Origin of the sequence: Accumulibacter sp., assembly GCF_023806635.1 — a bacterium.
Lineage (GTDB): Bacteria > Pseudomonadota > Gammaproteobacteria > Burkholderiales > Rhodocyclaceae > Accumulibacter.
This window is the reverse complement of record NZ_JAMTDQ010000003.1, coordinates 1-16,082: the sequence shown is the minus strand read 5'-3', so window position 1 is coordinate 16,082 and position 16,082 is coordinate 1. Positions and strand designations below refer to the sequence as shown.

General features: G+C 66.5%; 9 protein-coding genes. 8 read left to right on the top strand and 1 reads right to left on the bottom strand.

What is annotated here, in order from left to right; translation table 11 throughout:
- Window positions 1–106: 106 nt before the first annotated feature.
- The gene (gene mutY / locus NFW30_RS00285; protein ID WP_295371593.1) at window positions 107–1,333 is read right to left on the bottom strand and encodes an A/G-specific adenine glycosylase; all 1,227 of its coding nucleotides are present in this window, start codon (window positions 1,331–1,333) and stop codon (window positions 107–109) included.
- Between the two features lie 184 nt (window positions 1,334–1,517).
- Between mutY and NFW30_RS00280 the strand changes: the two genes are divergently transcribed.
- From NFW30_RS00280 to NFW30_RS00245, 8 genes are all read left to right on the top strand, one after another.
- The gene (locus tag NFW30_RS00280) at window positions 1,518–2,102 is read left to right on the top strand and encodes a flavin reductase family protein (protein ID WP_295356459.1); all 585 of its coding nucleotides are present in this window, start codon (window positions 1,518–1,520) and stop codon (window positions 2,100–2,102) included.
- A gap of 137 nt (window positions 2,103–2,239) precedes the next feature.
- On the top strand, window positions 2,240–2,548 hold the full coding sequence (locus tag NFW30_RS00275) for an H-NS histone family protein (RefSeq protein WP_295356461.1): 309 nt from the start codon (window positions 2,240–2,242) through the stop codon (window positions 2,546–2,548).
- Window positions 2,549–2,806: 258 nt separating this feature from the next.
- Complete coding sequence (gene galE / locus NFW30_RS00270) at window positions 2,807–3,811, top strand: UDP-glucose 4-epimerase GalE (RefSeq protein WP_295356463.1); 1,005 nt, start codon at window positions 2,807–2,809, stop codon at window positions 3,809–3,811.
- A 9-nt stretch (window positions 3,812–3,820) separates the two neighbouring features.
- Entirely contained in the window at window positions 3,821–4,639 is an 819-nt protein-coding gene (locus tag NFW30_RS00265) for a symmetrical bis(5'-nucleosyl)-tetraphosphatase (RefSeq protein WP_295356465.1), read from the top strand.
- Between the two features lie 124 nt (window positions 4,640–4,763).
- Window positions 4,764–9,920, top strand: a complete 5,157-nt coding sequence (locus NFW30_RS00260; RefSeq protein ID WP_295356467.1) for an alpha-2-macroglobulin — start codon at window positions 4,764–4,766, stop codon at window positions 9,918–9,920.
- On the top strand, window positions 9,917–12,217 hold the full coding sequence (gene pbpC / locus NFW30_RS00255; RefSeq protein ID WP_295356469.1) for a penicillin-binding protein 1C: 2,301 nt from the start codon (window positions 9,917–9,919) through the stop codon (window positions 12,215–12,217). The genes NFW30_RS00260 and pbpC overlap by 4 nt, the downstream gene beginning before the upstream one ends.
- Before the next feature lie 182 nt (window positions 12,218–12,399).
- On the top strand, window positions 12,400–13,545 hold the full coding sequence (locus NFW30_RS00250) for an SGNH/GDSL hydrolase family protein (protein ID WP_295356471.1): 1,146 nt from the start codon (window positions 12,400–12,402) through the stop codon (window positions 13,543–13,545).
- A 158-nt stretch (window positions 13,546–13,703) separates the two neighbouring features.
- Complete coding sequence (locus NFW30_RS00245; RefSeq protein WP_295356479.1) at window positions 13,704–14,924, top strand: aminotransferase class I/II-fold pyridoxal phosphate-dependent enzyme; 1,221 nt, start codon at window positions 13,704–13,706, stop codon at window positions 14,922–14,924.
- Window positions 14,925–16,082 lie beyond the last annotated feature (1,158 nt).

The window sequence follows — 16,082 nt, the reverse complement described above, 5'->3', positions numbered from 1 at the left end:
CCCGCGCGGCCGGCAAGGTCGGGACGCCGGATCCGGCGCGGCGAGACGGCGGCGGCAGCGCTGCCGGCAGGAGTGGCCAGAGCGGACTGTTGGCGCCGCCGCCGACTCAGTGATCAGCCGGTCGGTCATCCGCAGCCATCGCCGCGCGGGCGATGGCTGCGCCTAGCGGATGCAAGGACAGCAGCAGGCGCCTGGTCGGCGTCGGCAGGGCCGCCTCGCCGACCCGCTCGAGCGGCAGCCAGTGCCAACGATCCTCGCATGCGCTGCGGGCGATGAACTCGACGTCGGCACGCAGAACGGCCAATGTCAGGCGGAAGTGGGTGAAACGGTGCCTGACCGATGGCAGCTCGCTGGCCATCAGGAGGCGACAACCGTGGCGCTGCGCCAGTGCCTCCACCGACCCGCCGACGACCTCCGGCAGACTCAGCAGGCCACCCCAGATGCCGCTCGCCGGGCGGCGCTCGAGCAGGACCTGGCGGCCATCGGTGAGGACGATGACGCTCCCCCTGCGCTCCGGCAGCGGCTTCCTCGCCACCGGCACAGGCAGCGCTGCCTGCCGTCCCTGCTGCCGGGCGGCGCATAGTGATGCCAGTGGACAGCGGTCGCAGGCGGGCTGGCGATGCACGCACAGCGTTGCTCCGAGATCCATCAGCCCCTGCGAATAGGCCTCGATCTCCGTCGTCGGCAACAGTGATTCCGCCAGCGCCCACAGCCGCCGTCGATCGGCGGCCGCTGAAGCACTGCCATCGACGGCAAAGCACCGTGCCAGAACGCGCCGGACATTGCCATCGAGGATCGCCGCCCGGCGACCAAAGGCAAAGACACCGATCGCTGCCGCCGTACTGCGCCCGATTCCCGGCAGGCGCTCAGTGATCTGCGGATCGCAGGGAAACTCGCCGCCATGCCGACTGATGATCGTCTGCGCGCAGCGGTGGAGGTTGCGCGCACGAGCGTAGTAACCAAGGCCCGACCAGGCTTCGAGGACACTCGCCAGCGGCGCCGCGGCCAGACCCTCGATAGTCGGAAAGCGGGCCCGGAAACGCTGGTAGTACGGAATCACCGAGCGCACCTGCGTCTGCTGCAGCATGATCTCGGACAGCCAGACGTGGTAAGGGTCGCGCGTCTCTTGCCAGGGAAGCGCGTGTCGCCCATTCACCCTCTGCCAGGCCACCACCCGTTCGGCAAACCCGCTGCCGGCGGCGTCGGCAGCGCTCAGTGGACAAGGCGTGGCAAGCGGATGGGTGCGAGAGGACGAGTGAACAGCGCCACCGACTCGCCCTGCGGCGGTTCCGTTGATCTCATCCGTGTCGACAGGCGCCGACGACAAAGCCATAATGGGCGTCCGTCCCCCTCGTCAACGCAGCCTCTGCAGCATTTCCGGTCGAGCCGGCAAGAGCGGGCAGCGGTCCGACGAGCTTTGTCCAATGTCAATGCGGCTGCCTTGCAGCATCTTGAAAGCCCAATCTCTTGCCGACGACCGATCTTAGCACGTCGCCGCCGTGCCTCATGGAAACTTGATGCGTCCGCCGCTTGATGCCCCGGAAATCCTCGATATCGGCGATCCCGTCGCTGCTCTCCTGCGTCCAGAGGGAATACCGCGTTCGTCGCAGGCGTCGCGCGATTTGGCCTGCCGGGCCTTTCGCGATGCGCTGGGCGGCTTTGCCACGGGAGTCACTGTCCTCACCGCGCTGGCACCCGACGGGCAGCCAGTCGGGGTGACGATCAGTTCCTTCAACTCCGTCTCCCTGCAGCCACCGCTGATTCTCTGGAGCCTTGCCTGCGATTCGCCGCGCCTGGAGGCGTTTCGCCGCGCCCGGCATTATGCGGTGAATGTCCTCGCGGCCGATCAGGCATGGGTTTCGGATCGCTTTGCAAGCCGGGATCCCGATCGTTTCTCTGGTGTGCGCACCAACGCCGGAATGGGCGGCGTGCCCTTGCTCGACGGCTGCGTCGCGTGCTTCGAATGCAGCAGCGAGGCCCATTATCCGGGTGGTGACCACACCATCTTCGTCGGCCGCGTCGACCGCTTTTCGCGTCACGAACAAGTGCAGCCGTTGATTTTCCACGACGGACGCTATCGGGTTCTGGGCGACACATCCTGATCACCACTGCTGGTATCAAGTCGCATTGCGCGACTCGCGGCAGCGCACCTCCTGCGTCTGCCCACTCCCACTTTTCGGAGAATGTTTGCAATCAGGGATTCTTGGTGTATAAATGGGGCTTTCTCAAGGAGGAGTATATGGCCAGCTACAAGGAACTGCTCGCGCAAAGGGCGCTGCTCGAAAAACAGATTGAAGAGGCACGTCAGGCCGAAGTTTCCGACGCCATTGCACAAGCCAGGAAACTGATTGCCGAGCACGGTTTGACGGCCGCCGACCTCGGTTTCAAGGTCGCTGGCGCTGCTGCGCCAGCCGCCAGGGCGAAGGTGGCCGTGGCCGTGAAGTATCGTGGCCCCAGCGGAGAAAGCTGGTCCGGCCGCGGCAAGGCACCGAACTGGCTCACGAGTCTCGAGAGCGACGGTCGACACCGCAGCGAGTTTCTCGTCTGACACCAGTTCGCGGCTTCGTGGTTGGCACCACCACCGGGCTGCCAACCACTCGCTGCCACGGCCTTCGAAGCTCCACGCGGCTGCCGACCATGTGTGCGGGTTTGCCGCGGCTGCGGGCACAGAAACGCCTGTGGTGTGCGCCTGCAGGGCTGACGGCAGTCGGTGCCGGGGCCGATTTACCAGAGACCGGTCGTCATCGGTTGCCGTCTGTCGATAATGGCAGACCGGAACCTCGAATTGACGACAGGGAGCCAGCAAATGAATATCCTGGTCACCGGCGGCTGCGGCTATATCGGTTCGCATGCCTGTGTCGCACTGATCCTCGCCGGACACGAGGTGACCGTGGTCGACGATCTTTCGAACAGCCGGGTCGAGGTTCTCGACCGAGTCGCAACGATAGCCGGTCGCAAGCCATCCTTTTTCCAGGGTGACGTGCGTGACCAGTGCCTGTTGCGACGGGCCCTCGCCGCTGCCCCGACGGCTGCGGTTTTCCATTTTGCCGGTCTCAAGGCGGTTGGCGAGTCCGTCGCGCAACCCCTGCGCTATTACGACTGCAATGTCGGAGGGGCGATTTCCCTCTGCCAGGCCATGGCCGATGCGGGAGTCAAGACGCTGATCTTCAGCTCGTCGGCCACGGTCTATGGCGATCCCGCGTCCGTGCCGATCAGTGAGGATTTTCCGCGCTCGGCGACCAATCCCTATGGCGCCAGCAAGCTGATGATCGAAGACATCCTCGCCGACCTCTGCACTGCCGACGCCGACTGGCGGATTGCCCGGCTGCGCTACTTCAATCCGGTTGGCGCGCACGCGAGCGGTCTTATCGGCGAGGAACCCAACGGCGTGCCCAACAACCTGATGCCTTATGTGGCGCAGGTTGCGCAAGGAATCAGACCCTTCCTGAACGTGTTTGGCAGTGATTACCCGACAGCCGATGGCACCGGGGTCAGGGATTACATCCATGTGATGGACCTGGTCGACGGGCACGTGGCCGCGCTCGATTATCTGCGCGACAGAAAGGGGCTGCTGACGGTGAACCTCGGCACGGGCTGTGGTTACTCCGTACTCGAGATGGTCCGTGCATTCGAGTCGGCGAGCGGTCGCCCCGTTCCTCATGTCATCGCCCCGCGCCGACCTGGCGATATCGCTGCGTGCTACGCCGACCCCGCCCTCGCCGCCAGGCTGCTCGGGTGGAAGGCGAGGCGCGGTATCGACGAGATGTGCCGCGACGCGTGGCGCTGGCAGACCTGCAACGCTGCCGGCTGAAGAAGCCGAATGGCGACCTACGCGATTGGCGACATCCAGGGCTGCCTGGATTCGCTGCTGCTGCTGCTCGACCGGTGCCGCTTCGACCGCGACAGGGACCGGCTGTGGCTGGTCGGCGACCTGGTCAATCGCGGCCCACGCTCGCTCGATACGCTGCGGTTCGTGCGCGATCTCGGTCCGGCCGCAACGACCGTGCTCGGCAACCACGACCTCTACCTGCTGATGGTGGCGGCCGGCCTGGACCGGCGCGGCAAGGGCGACACGCTCGGCGAGGTGCTTGCCGCGCCGGATCGCGTCGAGTTGCTCGACTGGCTGCGACGACAGAAGCTGTGCCACCTCGAGGGCGAATTCTGCCTCGTGCATGCCGGGCTGCTGCCACAATGGACGGCCGCAACCGCGCGCGCCCTCGCGGCGGAGGTCGAGGCTGTACTGCAGGGGCCATCCTGCGCCGAGTTCCTGGCCAACCTGTGGGGCAGCGAGCCGCTTTCCTGGAGCGATGAGCTGCAGGGCTGGTCCCGCCTGCGGGTAATCGTCAACGCCATGACCCGCATGCGCTTCTGTTCGCTGAGCGGCGCGATGGACCTGAAGACCAAGGGTGAGGCAACGGACGCTCCGGCGGACCACTTGCCATGGTTCGACATCCCAGGACGGCGCAGCGCCGACACGGTCCTGATCATCGGCCACTGGTCGGCGCTCGGTCTGCGCATCGACGCCAACCTGCTGGCACTCGATTCCGGCTGTTTCTGGGGTCGCCACCTGAGCGCCGTCCGCCTCGAGGACCGTGCCGTCTTCCAGGTCGATTGCTCGAACGGCGAGAACCGGGGCTGATCCTGCGTCGCCACCGCAACCCCGTCTGACTCGCGCATCCCGGAACGGCTGCCGATCCCTCGTGGTGCCGCCGACGCGCCGGCATGCCTGCTAGAATCCGCGTCGAATTGCCGGGGAGAGGACCATGCAGACAACAAGGCAGCTCGCGCGGCGCCGGCTGCAGCAGACGGTGGCGCTGCTCGTCGGCATCGTCGTCGCGGTGGGTGGCTTGCTGGCAATCGGCCACCTGACGGATGACGGAACCGAAGTGGTCGATCCCGGCGACACGCCGTTCGCGGTGATCGACGGAACGCACCGGGAACTGGACGGATCGCCGGCACTGGCTGTCTCCTTCAGTCTGCCTCTCGATGCCAAGGGCGATCACGAGCGCTTCCTGCGCGTGCTCGAAATGCCGGCCGAGGCGACGGCAGCGGCAGTTCGCGATGGGGAGACGGACGGCGAGGATGGGGAAGGCGCGGCGACACTCGCTCCTGCCGGTGAAGGCCACCGCGTCGCCAACGACGATGCGCTCGTCGACGGCAAACCGGTGGCCGGTGCCTGGGTCGTCGGAGACAACCCGCGCCTGCTGTTCTTTCCGCACGTCAAGCCCCAGACCCGCTACGTCGTACGTGTGCAACCCGGTCTGAAGGCACGCAATGGCAGCCAGCTCGACGGCGAGGTGCGTTTTTCGATCCTGACCGCGGCGGTCGCCCCAGCCTTCTACTTCGCCAGCCGGGGCATGGTCCTGCCCGCGGGACAGGCTGGCGGTCTGCCGGTGACGACGGTGAATGTCCCCGAGGTGGACATCCAGTTCCTCAAGGTCAAGGAGGATCAACTGCCGAGATTCCTCGAACAGGTCATCGCCGGCCCCGCTGCTCCTGACCGCGCCCCTGTCGATACCCGTTCCGGCGAGGCTGTTGCCGACCAGGAGAGCGACGCCGACGATGGCCATCCCGACAGCGGCAGCCGCCTCAAGGGTGCCGTTGGCAGCTGGGATCTGGATCAGATCCACCGCATGACGAGCAGCAGCTTCGTCGGCCGCTTTCCGACCGAACAGAAGGCGAACCGGCGCAGCGTCACCTTCATTCCGGTCGAAGACATTGCGGCGCTGCGCGAGCCGGGTGTCTACGTGGCGGTGATGTCGCAGCCGAACCGCTTCCGCCACGACTACCAGACGACCTACTTCTACGTCAGCGATCTGGGTCTGCACCTGCGGCAGTATCCGAATCGCGGTGCCGATGCCTACGTCAGTTCGCTGCGCGATGGGCAGGCACTGGCTGGCGTCGAGGTGAGCTGGATCGACCGTCAGGGTCGCTCGCTCGGCAGCGCACAAACCGACCGTGACGGTCGCGCAGCCTTCGCCGAGAAGCCGGCCGCTGCACGTGTGCTGCTGGCGCGCAAGGGCGGGCAGATGTCGTTGATCGCTCTCAAGGAACCGGCTCTCGATCTCGCCGAGTTCGACGTCGCCGGCATGCCGTATTCGCCGGTACGCCTGTTCGCCTACAGCGGCCGCAATCTCTACCGGCCTGGCGAGCGCTTCGAGGTTTCGGTGTTTGCGCGTGACGCCGACGGCCGGCCGGTACCGGCACAGCCGATCCAGGCGATCCTTCGCCGTCCCGATGGCAAGCCGCAGTGGACCGCGAGCTGGCGGGCGGAAGACGGCACCGCCGGTTACTACCGGCGGCCGGTCGAGTTGCCCCCCGATGCCGCCACTGGTTCATGGCTCCTGGAACTGCGTGCCGATCCGGCGGCCAGGCTGGCGGCAACCAGCATGGCGTTCGCGGTCGAGGAGTTCCTGCCGGAACGGATGCGGCTCGAGCTGTCGACGGGCAGCGAGCGGCTGGCGGGTGAGGAGGAGTGGCGAATCGAAGTCAGCGGCCGCTACCTCTACGGTGCCCCGGCGGCCGGCAACCGGCTGCTCGGCGTCGCCACCAGCGAACGCAGTCGCAACCCGTTGCCGCAGAAGCTGCCGGGCTTCGTCTTCGGGGACGCCGACGAAGACAATGTCAGGACACGCAGTGAACTGCCGGAACAGCGGCTCGACGAGCAGGGCCGGGCGGCACTCGGCGTCGACCTGGAGGCGGTTGGCAAACGACGCTCGCCGTTCGTCGTGCGCACGACGCTGAGCCTGCTGGAAAGCGGTGGGCGGCCGGTGGTGCGCAGTGTCGAACGTATCTGGTGGCCCGCAACGGTGCTGGTCGGAGTGCGGCCGCTGTTCGTCGGGGCCTATGCGCGCGAGTCATCCGCCGCCGAGTTCGAGGTCGTCCGGGCGGACGCCGATGGCAACCTGAAGGCCGGAGCGGCGCTGCCGGTACGCATGTTCCGCGAGAACCGCAACTACTACTGGCGCTTCGACGATCAGCGTGGCTGGAACTCGGGCTTCACCGAAACCGACGAACTGGTCGCCACGACACAGGTGACCGTGCCGGCCGGTGGCCGTGGCAAGCTCAGCCTGCCGGTCAAGTACGGCCGCTACCGTGTCGAGATCCTCGATCCCGCCACCCGCCAGACGATGCGCTTCCGCTTCTACGCCGGCTGGGCCGCGAAGGACGACGAAGCGCAAGGGGTGCGCCCGGACCGGGTCGCGCTCAAGCTGGACAAGCCCGCCTACTCGCTTGGCGAGACGGCACGGCTGACGATCGTTCCGCCGCATGCCGGGCAGGCGCTGGTCACCGTCGAGGGCGACCGGGCGCTGTGGGTGCGGCGCCTGTCGGTCGGTGCCGACGGCAGGACGATCGACATCCCTCTCGCCAGGGACTGGCAGCGGCATGATCTGTACGTTTCGGTGATGGTCCTGCGTCCTGGCAGCGGCGACAAGGTGACCCCGGCGCGCGCCCTCGGGCTGCTCCACGTGCCGCTCGAGCGCAGCAACCGCCGGCTCGCGGTGGCAATCGAGGCACCGACCAGGATGGAACCCGAACAGCTCCTCAAGGTCCGCGTCAAGGTGCCCGAGGCGGGCGCCCAGCAGGCGCTGTTGACCCTGTCGGCGGTGGACGTCGGCATCCTCAACATCACCCGTTACGCGAGCCCGGACCCCTTCGCCTTCTTCTTTGCCAAGCTGCGCTACGGAGCCGACGCCTACGACGTCTACGGACGCCTGATCGAAAAGATGGACGGCCGGAAAGGCAAGCTGAAGTTTGGCGGTGACGCGGCACCGAAGGCCACGCGCAGCCTGCCGAAGAAGCTGCGGCTGGTCGATCTCTTCAGTGGGCCGGTGGTGCTCGACGAAAAGGGCGAAGCCGAGGTCTCCCTGCCGGTCCCCGACTTCAACGGCAGCCTGCGCCTGATGGCCGTGGTCGCCACCGGTGACCGCTTCGGCATGCAGGAGGCGGAGGTCACCGTTGCTGCGCCACTCGTCGTCGAACTGGCGACGCCGCGTTTTCTGTCGACCGGCGACAGCGCGGTGCTGGCTCTCGAAGTCCAGAACCTTGCCGGCAGGGAGCAGGAGGTGAAGATCGCGCTGAGCAGTCGCGACGGCCTGCTGATCAGGAACGGCGAACAGCGGTTCTCGCTCCAGGAACGGCAGAGGCGCATCCTGCAGATCCCGATCGAGGCCGGTAACGCGCTCGGTCCGAACGAAGTGAAGGTGCGCGTCGACAGTCCGTTGCGGCGGATCGAGCGCACGTTCCCGCTCCTCGTGCAGGCGCCGACGCCGCGCCAGTCGGTGGTCAGGCGGATGACGATCGCCCCCGGTGAGAGGGTCGAACTCCGCGAGGCGGAGCTTGGCGGACTGCTGCGGTCGAGCGTGTACGCCACTCTGGCCATCTCCAACCGGGCACCGATCGACGTGCGCAGCGCCGTGCGTGGGCTGCTGAGCTACCCTTACGGCTGCGCCGAGCAGACGACGAGCAGCGCCTACCCACACCTCTTCGTCGACGAAGCAGCGGCGAGGCAGTTCGGTCTCAAGACCTACACGCCGACCCAACGCGCCGAGCTCCTCGACAAGGCGATCGCCCGCCTCGCCGGCATGCAGGCGCCGAACGGCGGCTTCAGCCTGTGGGGCAACGTCGCCGAGTACCAGTACTGGCTGACGGCCTATGTCGCCAACTTTCTGCTCGATACCCGCGAACAGGGTTTCAACGTGCCCCCCGAAGTCGAGAAGCGGGCGCTGGATTTTCTCCTCAAGGGGCTGCAGGAAGGTGTCGCGAGCCTGCCAACGGGAACCGTCGACCACAACCAGAACGCGATCTGGAACGACCATCGCTACGCGGGCCCCGGACGTTTCGCTGTTCTCGCTTACGGCGCCTACGTGCTCGCCCGCCATGGCAGGGCACCGCTGACGACGCTGCGCCAGTTGCACGAATCGCGTGCAGCCGCGCATTCGGGTCTGGCGTTGGTGCAACTCGGGCTTGCCTTGCGGCTGATGGGTGACGAAGCACGTGCCGCAAGCGCCATCGATGCCGGCATCCGCAAGCCGCGTGGCGGACCGGATGGCGCCTGGTGGGGCGACTACGGCAGCAACCTGCGCGACTGGGCGCTGATCTACGTCCTACTCGACCGCCACCAGGTCAAGGCCGACGGTCGGGAGGATCTGTTGCGCCAGGTCGCCGCTGCCGTCGACGAGCGGCGCCATTTCAGCACGCAGGAGCAACTCGCGCTCTTCCTCCTCGGTCGCGGGTTCACCGGCCCCACCGCCGGTGAATGGTCTGCGGAACTTCTTTCGGCAGGCAAGGCGCAGGCGATCGGCGGTCGCGGAACGCAGTTCCAGGCGCTGTCGGCAGCCGAGGTTGCCGGTGGGGTGAGCATCAGGAACACGCACAAGGAGCGGCTGTTCGTCGAACTCAACCTGACGGGCAACCCGGCACGACTGCCGACGGCACGGCGCGATGCCTTCGACCTGCAGCGCGACTGGTTCACCGCCGACGGGCAGCCGCTCGGCAAGAAGACCCTGCGCGTCGGCGAGAGTGCGATCGTCCGCCTGCAGGTCAGCAGCAGCGGGCGCTATGTCAACGGTCTGGTCGTCGACCACGTGCCGGCCGGCCTCGAGATCGAGAACGCCAACCTGGTGCAGGGTGAGCAGTCGGCCATCAGCATCGATGGCGTCGATCCGCGGCAGGTCATGCAGAACGCCAACATCAGGCATGTCGAGTTTCGCGATGACCGCTTCGTCGTGGCCGCGCGGCTCGCCGGCAAGATGCAGTTCTTCTACCGCGTGCGCGCCGTCACCCCGGGTCGTTTCGTGGTTCCGCCGACCTATGCGGAAGACATGTACCAGCCGCAGATCCATGGTCTCGCCGGCGGCGACGAGGTGCTGCTGATCGCCAGCGACAGTGGGACGGATGGCGGCAGCGGCAGACAATGAGCCACCGACCGAGGTGGTGGCTGGCGGCTCTGCTCACCCTGCTGCTGCTTGCCGACCAGCTCTTCCCGCCGCCACTGCAAGGCCACAAGGCGCCACAGGCGCAGGTTGTCCTGGCGCGCGACGGCACGCCGCTGCGCGCGTTCCCGGACCGCGAGCACATCTGGCGGCATCCGGTCCGCTTCGACGAAGTTTCGCCGCGCTACATCGAAGCCCTGATCGGCTTCGAAGACCGGGCGTTCTGGTGGCACCCGGGCGTCAATCCGTGGGCACTCCTGCGTGCCGGCGTGCTCTGGCTGCAGAACGGCCGCATCGTCTCCGGTGGTTCGACGCTGACCATGCAGGTGGCGCGTCTGCTCGAACCGACACCGCGGACGCCGGCCGGCAAGCTGCGCCAGATCGTGCGTGCCGTGCAGATCGAACTGCGCTGCTCCAAGCGAGAGATTCTTGAAATCTATCTTCGCCTGGCGCCGATGGGTGGAGTCCTCGAGGGAGTCGAGGCGGCAAGCCGCGCCTACCTCGGCAAACCGGCGCAGCGGTTGAGCGAGTCCGAGGCGGCCCTCCTCGCCGCGCTGCCGCAGGCGCCGTCGCTGCTGCGACCTGATCGCCACCCCGAGCGCGCCCGGCTCGCCCGCGACAAGGTTCTGGCGCGCATGACGGACCGCTGGAGTGCCAGCGCGATTGCTGACGCGCGCCAGGAACCGGTGATCGCGCAGCCCGTGCGCGAACCCCTGCTGGCGCCGCTCCTGGCCGAGCGGCTGCGGCGCTTGCAGCCGCACGCGGCGCGCATCGAGAGCACGGTCGACGCCGCCATGCAGCAGATGGTGGAGCAAATCCTCGCCACCCGGCTGGGCATCCTGCCGCCACGGGCATCGATGGCGGCGCTGGTGATCGACAACGAGACGCTCGAGGTTCGCGCCTATGCCGGTTCGGCGGATTTCAGCGACAGCGAGCGCTTCGCACACGTCGACATGGTGCAGGCGGCGCGCTCGCCGGGTTCGGCGTTGAAACCCTTCCTCTACGGGCTGGCGCTGGATGAAGGCCTGATCCACTCGGAATCCCTGCTGGCCGACGTGCCGCAATCCTTCGCCGGCTACCAGCCGGGCAACTTCCAGGCCAGCTTCAGTGGCCCGGTCGGCGTCAGCGAGGCGCTGCAGCGATCGCTCAACGTGCCAGCCGTCGAGGTGCTCGACAGACTGGGACCACAGCGCTTCGTCTCGCAGTTGCGGCGCGGCGGTCTCAGGCTGGAACTGCCGCCGGGAGCGACGGCCAATCTCAGCGTGATCCTTGGTGGCGCGGCGGTGAATCTGGAGGGCCTGGTCGGTGCCTACAGCGCCCTGGCGCGTGCCGGTGTCAGCGGCCGACCGCGTTATCTTGCCGAATCGCCGCTGGTCGAGTCGCGCATGCTCAGCGAAGGGGCGGCCTTCATCATTCGCGACATCCTCGAATCCGGTGGGCCGGTGGCGCGGGTGGTCGAGGGCAGCATCGGCAGCCGCCGTGGGATCGCCTGGAAGACCGGTACCAGCTTCGGTTTTCGCGATGCCTGGGCGGTCGGCGTCAGCGATCGCCACACCGCCGGCGTCTGGGTCGGCCGACCAGACGGAACGCCGAACCCCGGATTCTTTGGCGCCAACATCGCTGCCCCGCTGCTGGTCGATATCTTTGCCGTGATCGACGATGCGCCGCCGGCCGCCCGCATCCCACCGCCATCGGTCAGCAGCGCGGGCATCTGCTGGCCGCTGGGTACGCGCAGCGAGGGCACCCCGACGGCGCTCTGTCATCAGCGTCGAACCGCCTGGATTCTCAACGATACCGCTCCGCCCACCTTCTCAGACAGACTGCGAACGGGCCCGGCCCGCCATACCGACTACCGCGACCCGGCAACCGGGCAACGGGTGCGCCCGGGCTGCGCCAGCGGCAGCATGCAGGCAGTCGAGATGGCGCGCTGGCCGGCGGCGCTCGAACCCTGGCTCGACCAAGGCCTGCGCACGCGCGCGCTGCCACCACCATGGACGACCGCCTGCAGCGCGAGCGACGGTGGCAACGGCAACGGCCTGCGGATCTTCGGCCTGAGCGATGGCGAAACCATACGCCGCGCCGGCGACGGACCACCGGCGACGCTGCGGCTCGAGGCTCGCGGCGGTGAGCATGAGCTGATCTGGCTGCTCAACGGCCGCCAGATCGGCCGCGTGCCGGCAGGGCAACCATTGACAGTGAGCTTTGCGCAGCCGGGCTCGTTTCAGGTCACGGTCATGGACCACGCCGGGCAGCACGATCGGGTCGAGATCAGTGTCCGCTAGCACTGCTGCGGAGAGCGCGATTGTTTGGGTTGACTGCGCAGGTCGGCTTTCCTAGACTCGATGGCGCTGGACCGGGCGCTCGCTCCGGTGCAGTCCGACAACACGACGATTTTCCGGGCCGGACCGATGATGCGCATGCCTGCGCTGCACGTCTGCCGGCGCCGCACACCGAGGAGGAAGACATGATGCTGCACACGCTACGGCAACGATTCGCCACATCCCTGTTCGCCTTTGGCGCACTGCTTGGCAGCGCGCAGGCGAGCATGTACAGCGACCTGGTGTTCTTTGGCGACAGCCTCTCCGACACCGGTAACGTCCTCTCGCTGAGCACGGCGTTCTCACCGCCGCCCTTCCCCAGTTTCCCGGCTGCTCTGGGGCGCTTTTCCAACGGTCCGGTGTGGACCGAGCACTTGGCACTGGGGCTTGGCTTCGCCGGCAACGCCGCTCCGAGCAACCTACTCTTCGCCGGTCCTGCTGCCGGCGTGATACCGATCGGGGCCCCTGGTGGGCAGAACTTCTCCTTCGGCGGTGCGCGCACCGAACTGGGTGGGTCCGCCGGGGCGACCACCGGTCTCACTGGTCAATTGATCGCCTGGAACGGCGGTGTATTGAATCCGGCAACGGGTGGCCTGACTCGCGCCGCCAATCCGGGTGCCCTGTATGTCGTCCTCGCCGGCGCCAACGACTTGCGCGACGCGCGCACTGCCAACCCGGGGGCGACGCCGGGCGACGACGCCGCCCGCAAGGCGGCAGCACAGGCTACGGCGCAGAACATCAGTAACGCGATCGGTCTGCTCGCGCAGGCGGGTGCGCGCCATTTTCTGGTTTCGAGCCTGCCCGACCTCGGGCTGACGCCGGAGGCAGCGACACTCGGCAACGAGGCTGCGTCGACCGACGTGACGCTGCAGTTCAACGCTGCGCTGGCGGGGGGCATGGCCGCACTCGATGCCCTCTTCCTGGCGCAGTGGGGTATCGACCTTGACATCCGGACCCTCGACTTCTTCGGCCTCAGCAACGCGATCAACCAGGATGCCATCGGCAACGGCGGCAGCGTCTATGGAATCACCAACGTGGCAGCACCCTGCATCGGCCCGGTCGCGCCGAGTGTCTACTTCTTCCCCGGCTCGGTCGACATCAACTGCAGCGTTTCGGCCTTCGCTGACGATCTTCATCCGTCAGCAGCGGTTCATCGCCTGCTTGGACAACTGGCCGTGGCAACCGCCGTTCCCGAGCCCGGTTCTCTCGTCCTGATCGCGTTGGCGCTGACATTCCTGGTCGGCTTGAGGCGCCGTTCGACGTTTGCCCGAGTGCCACTCCGGCGCTACTGAACAGGCGGCTGGCCGGACGCCGCGGCTGTGCCCTCCCTGGAGGGCCGTCGGCGGCATAGCGAGCGCCCATGACCCGTGGCCGCCAGGCTGCCGCGGCCGGTGCATGAAGATTGGCAGCGTCAGGGATTCTTCGCCGTAGAGGCAGTTGGGGAGTCGAGATGAGTTTCGATCCAGCGTCACGCGTGCAGGACTATCTGGTCTTCGGCGAGTTCGGCGACGTGAACCCGTCGATCACCGACTCGTCGACCTACACCTTCCTCAGCCCGGAGCGGATGGAGGAACTGTTCGAGCACGAGATCGAGGGCTGCTTCCTCTACTCGCGCCATTTCAACCCGACCAACAAGTACCTGGCGAGTGCCCTGGAGCGGATGGAAGACGGCGAAGCGGCACAGGTCATGGCTTCCGGGATGGGCGCGATCAGCACGACGCTGATGACCCTGTGTGGCACCGGCGACGAGATCGTCTGCGGCCGCAGCATCTACGGCGGCACCTACGCCTTGCTGAAGAACCTGCTGCCGCGCTTCGGCGTGCATACCCGCTTCGTCGATCTCTGCAACCCAGACGCAGTGCGCGCGGCGATGACGCCGCGCACGCGGGTCATCTATTGTGAATCGCTCAGCAACCCGCTTCTGGAGGTCAGCGATCTGCCGCGGCTCGCTACCATCGCGCACGCCGCCGGTGCCCGGCTGGTGGTCGACAACACCTTCACACCGATGATCCTGTCGCCATTGCGTCATGGCGCGGACGTCGTCGTACACAGCCTGACGAAGTTCATCAACGGCACCAGCGACTGTGTCGCGGGCTGCGTCGTCTCGACGCGCGAGTTCATCGGCCGGCTCAACGACATCAACTCGGGACCCAGCATGCTCCTCGGTCCGGTACTCGACAGCACGCGCGCAGCGAGCATTCTGAAAAATCTGCACAGCCTGCACATCCGCCTGCGCCAGCATGGCAGCAACGCGCTGCACCTGGCGACCAGTCTGACCGCCCGCGGCTATACGGTGCACTACCCTGGGCTCGGCACGCACCCGCAGCACGAATTGCTGGCACGGCTGATCAACCCGGGGTACGGCTGGGGCGGGATGATGACCTTTGACGCCGGCAACCATGCGGCCGCGAATCGGCTGATGACGCTGATGCAACGGGAGAAGGTCGGCTACCTCGCGGTCAGCCTCGGCTACTTCAAGACGCTCTTCACCACACCCGGGCACAGCACCTCGTCGGAGATCCCGCTTTCCGAACGGCAGGCGGCTGGTCTGAGTGACGGGCTGATCCGTTTCTCCATCGGTCTCGACGCAGACATCGCCCAGACCACCGATCGCGTCCTGAACTGTCTTGCCGAGGCAAAGATCGCGCCCGGCAGCCGTCCCACTCGGTGAGGACCCGGCGCGCGGGCAGGATTGGTGTCGTTGCGTGCATGTCGCCGCCGCACCGCCGGCAACCGCTGCGAGAGCAAGTATTCGTCGGGCAGTCGGTTCGCCCCGGGATGCACAAGCGCGACCTTGCTCGCCGCGCTTGCCCGGGAAGCCTGTAGAATACGGCCCGGGCCTGTAGCTCAGTTGGTTAGAGCAGAGGACTCGGCGAGAATGGCCGGCACTTGTTGCAAGGGGCGGTCGTTCGCGATGGGTTGCCCGTCGCCAGAAGCATTCTGGCGACGGGTAGAACTGGTCAAATTCGGTGAAAGCTAACTCCCCCGGGACAAGCCGATACCGAGCCAAGCCCCGGCAGCACGGGGAAGGTGTAGAGACTAGACGGCCAGCCCGTAAAGGGAAGATATAGTCCAGACCACGAACTCGCAAGAGGCGGCGAAAGCCGTGGTGGCAAGCATAATCCTTTGGTCCAGGGTTCAAGTCCCTGCGGGCCCACCAGACACGAAGCCCCCTCCGTTCTCGGTCGGGGCTTTTTGTCGCCATAAGCGCATGTTTTCGCGACATTTTTTCCAGGATGCTTTGGCTCCTTACCGCGCCGCGGGCCCGTTTTCGCGCCGAAACCGGCTCCGATTCCTCTCTTTTCTCCATTTATCCTAGATTCCTCAGTTGAAGCCAGGAATGGCAGCTAAGTTGCTATGAAGATTGGATTTTTCGAATGTCTCTGGGACACCCAAAAGGAACTGTGGCGCAGTTGCCAAAATCGGCCGCAAAGCCTTGCCAAATCTGGCGTTCATCAAATCCGGTCAAGGCTTAACAGAGGAATCTAGGTTTATGCTTCGGGTAGCCCAAGGATGGTGTCGTTGTTTTTACTGGGTTTTTTGACCACCAGTTGCGAAATTGCATCGCCACCCAAGCGAAAAACGAACTCGATCGGCGGTTTGGAGCGCAATCGGTACGTGAGAGGGCTGCGGAGGGGTTGGGAGGACGCCAGCGGGGTGGTGGAGCCTGGCTCTTGGCGGTGAGTGCGAATGTCCAACGACAACGTTCGCGCCGACGCCCTCTTTCGCAGCGCCAAGCATCCCCCTGAATTCCGGCTTCGACAGCCTAGAGTAGGCTAGCCCTGCCCTTTACCCGCAAGTCTGCAGATCATCCGAAGTCCAGTGTCGG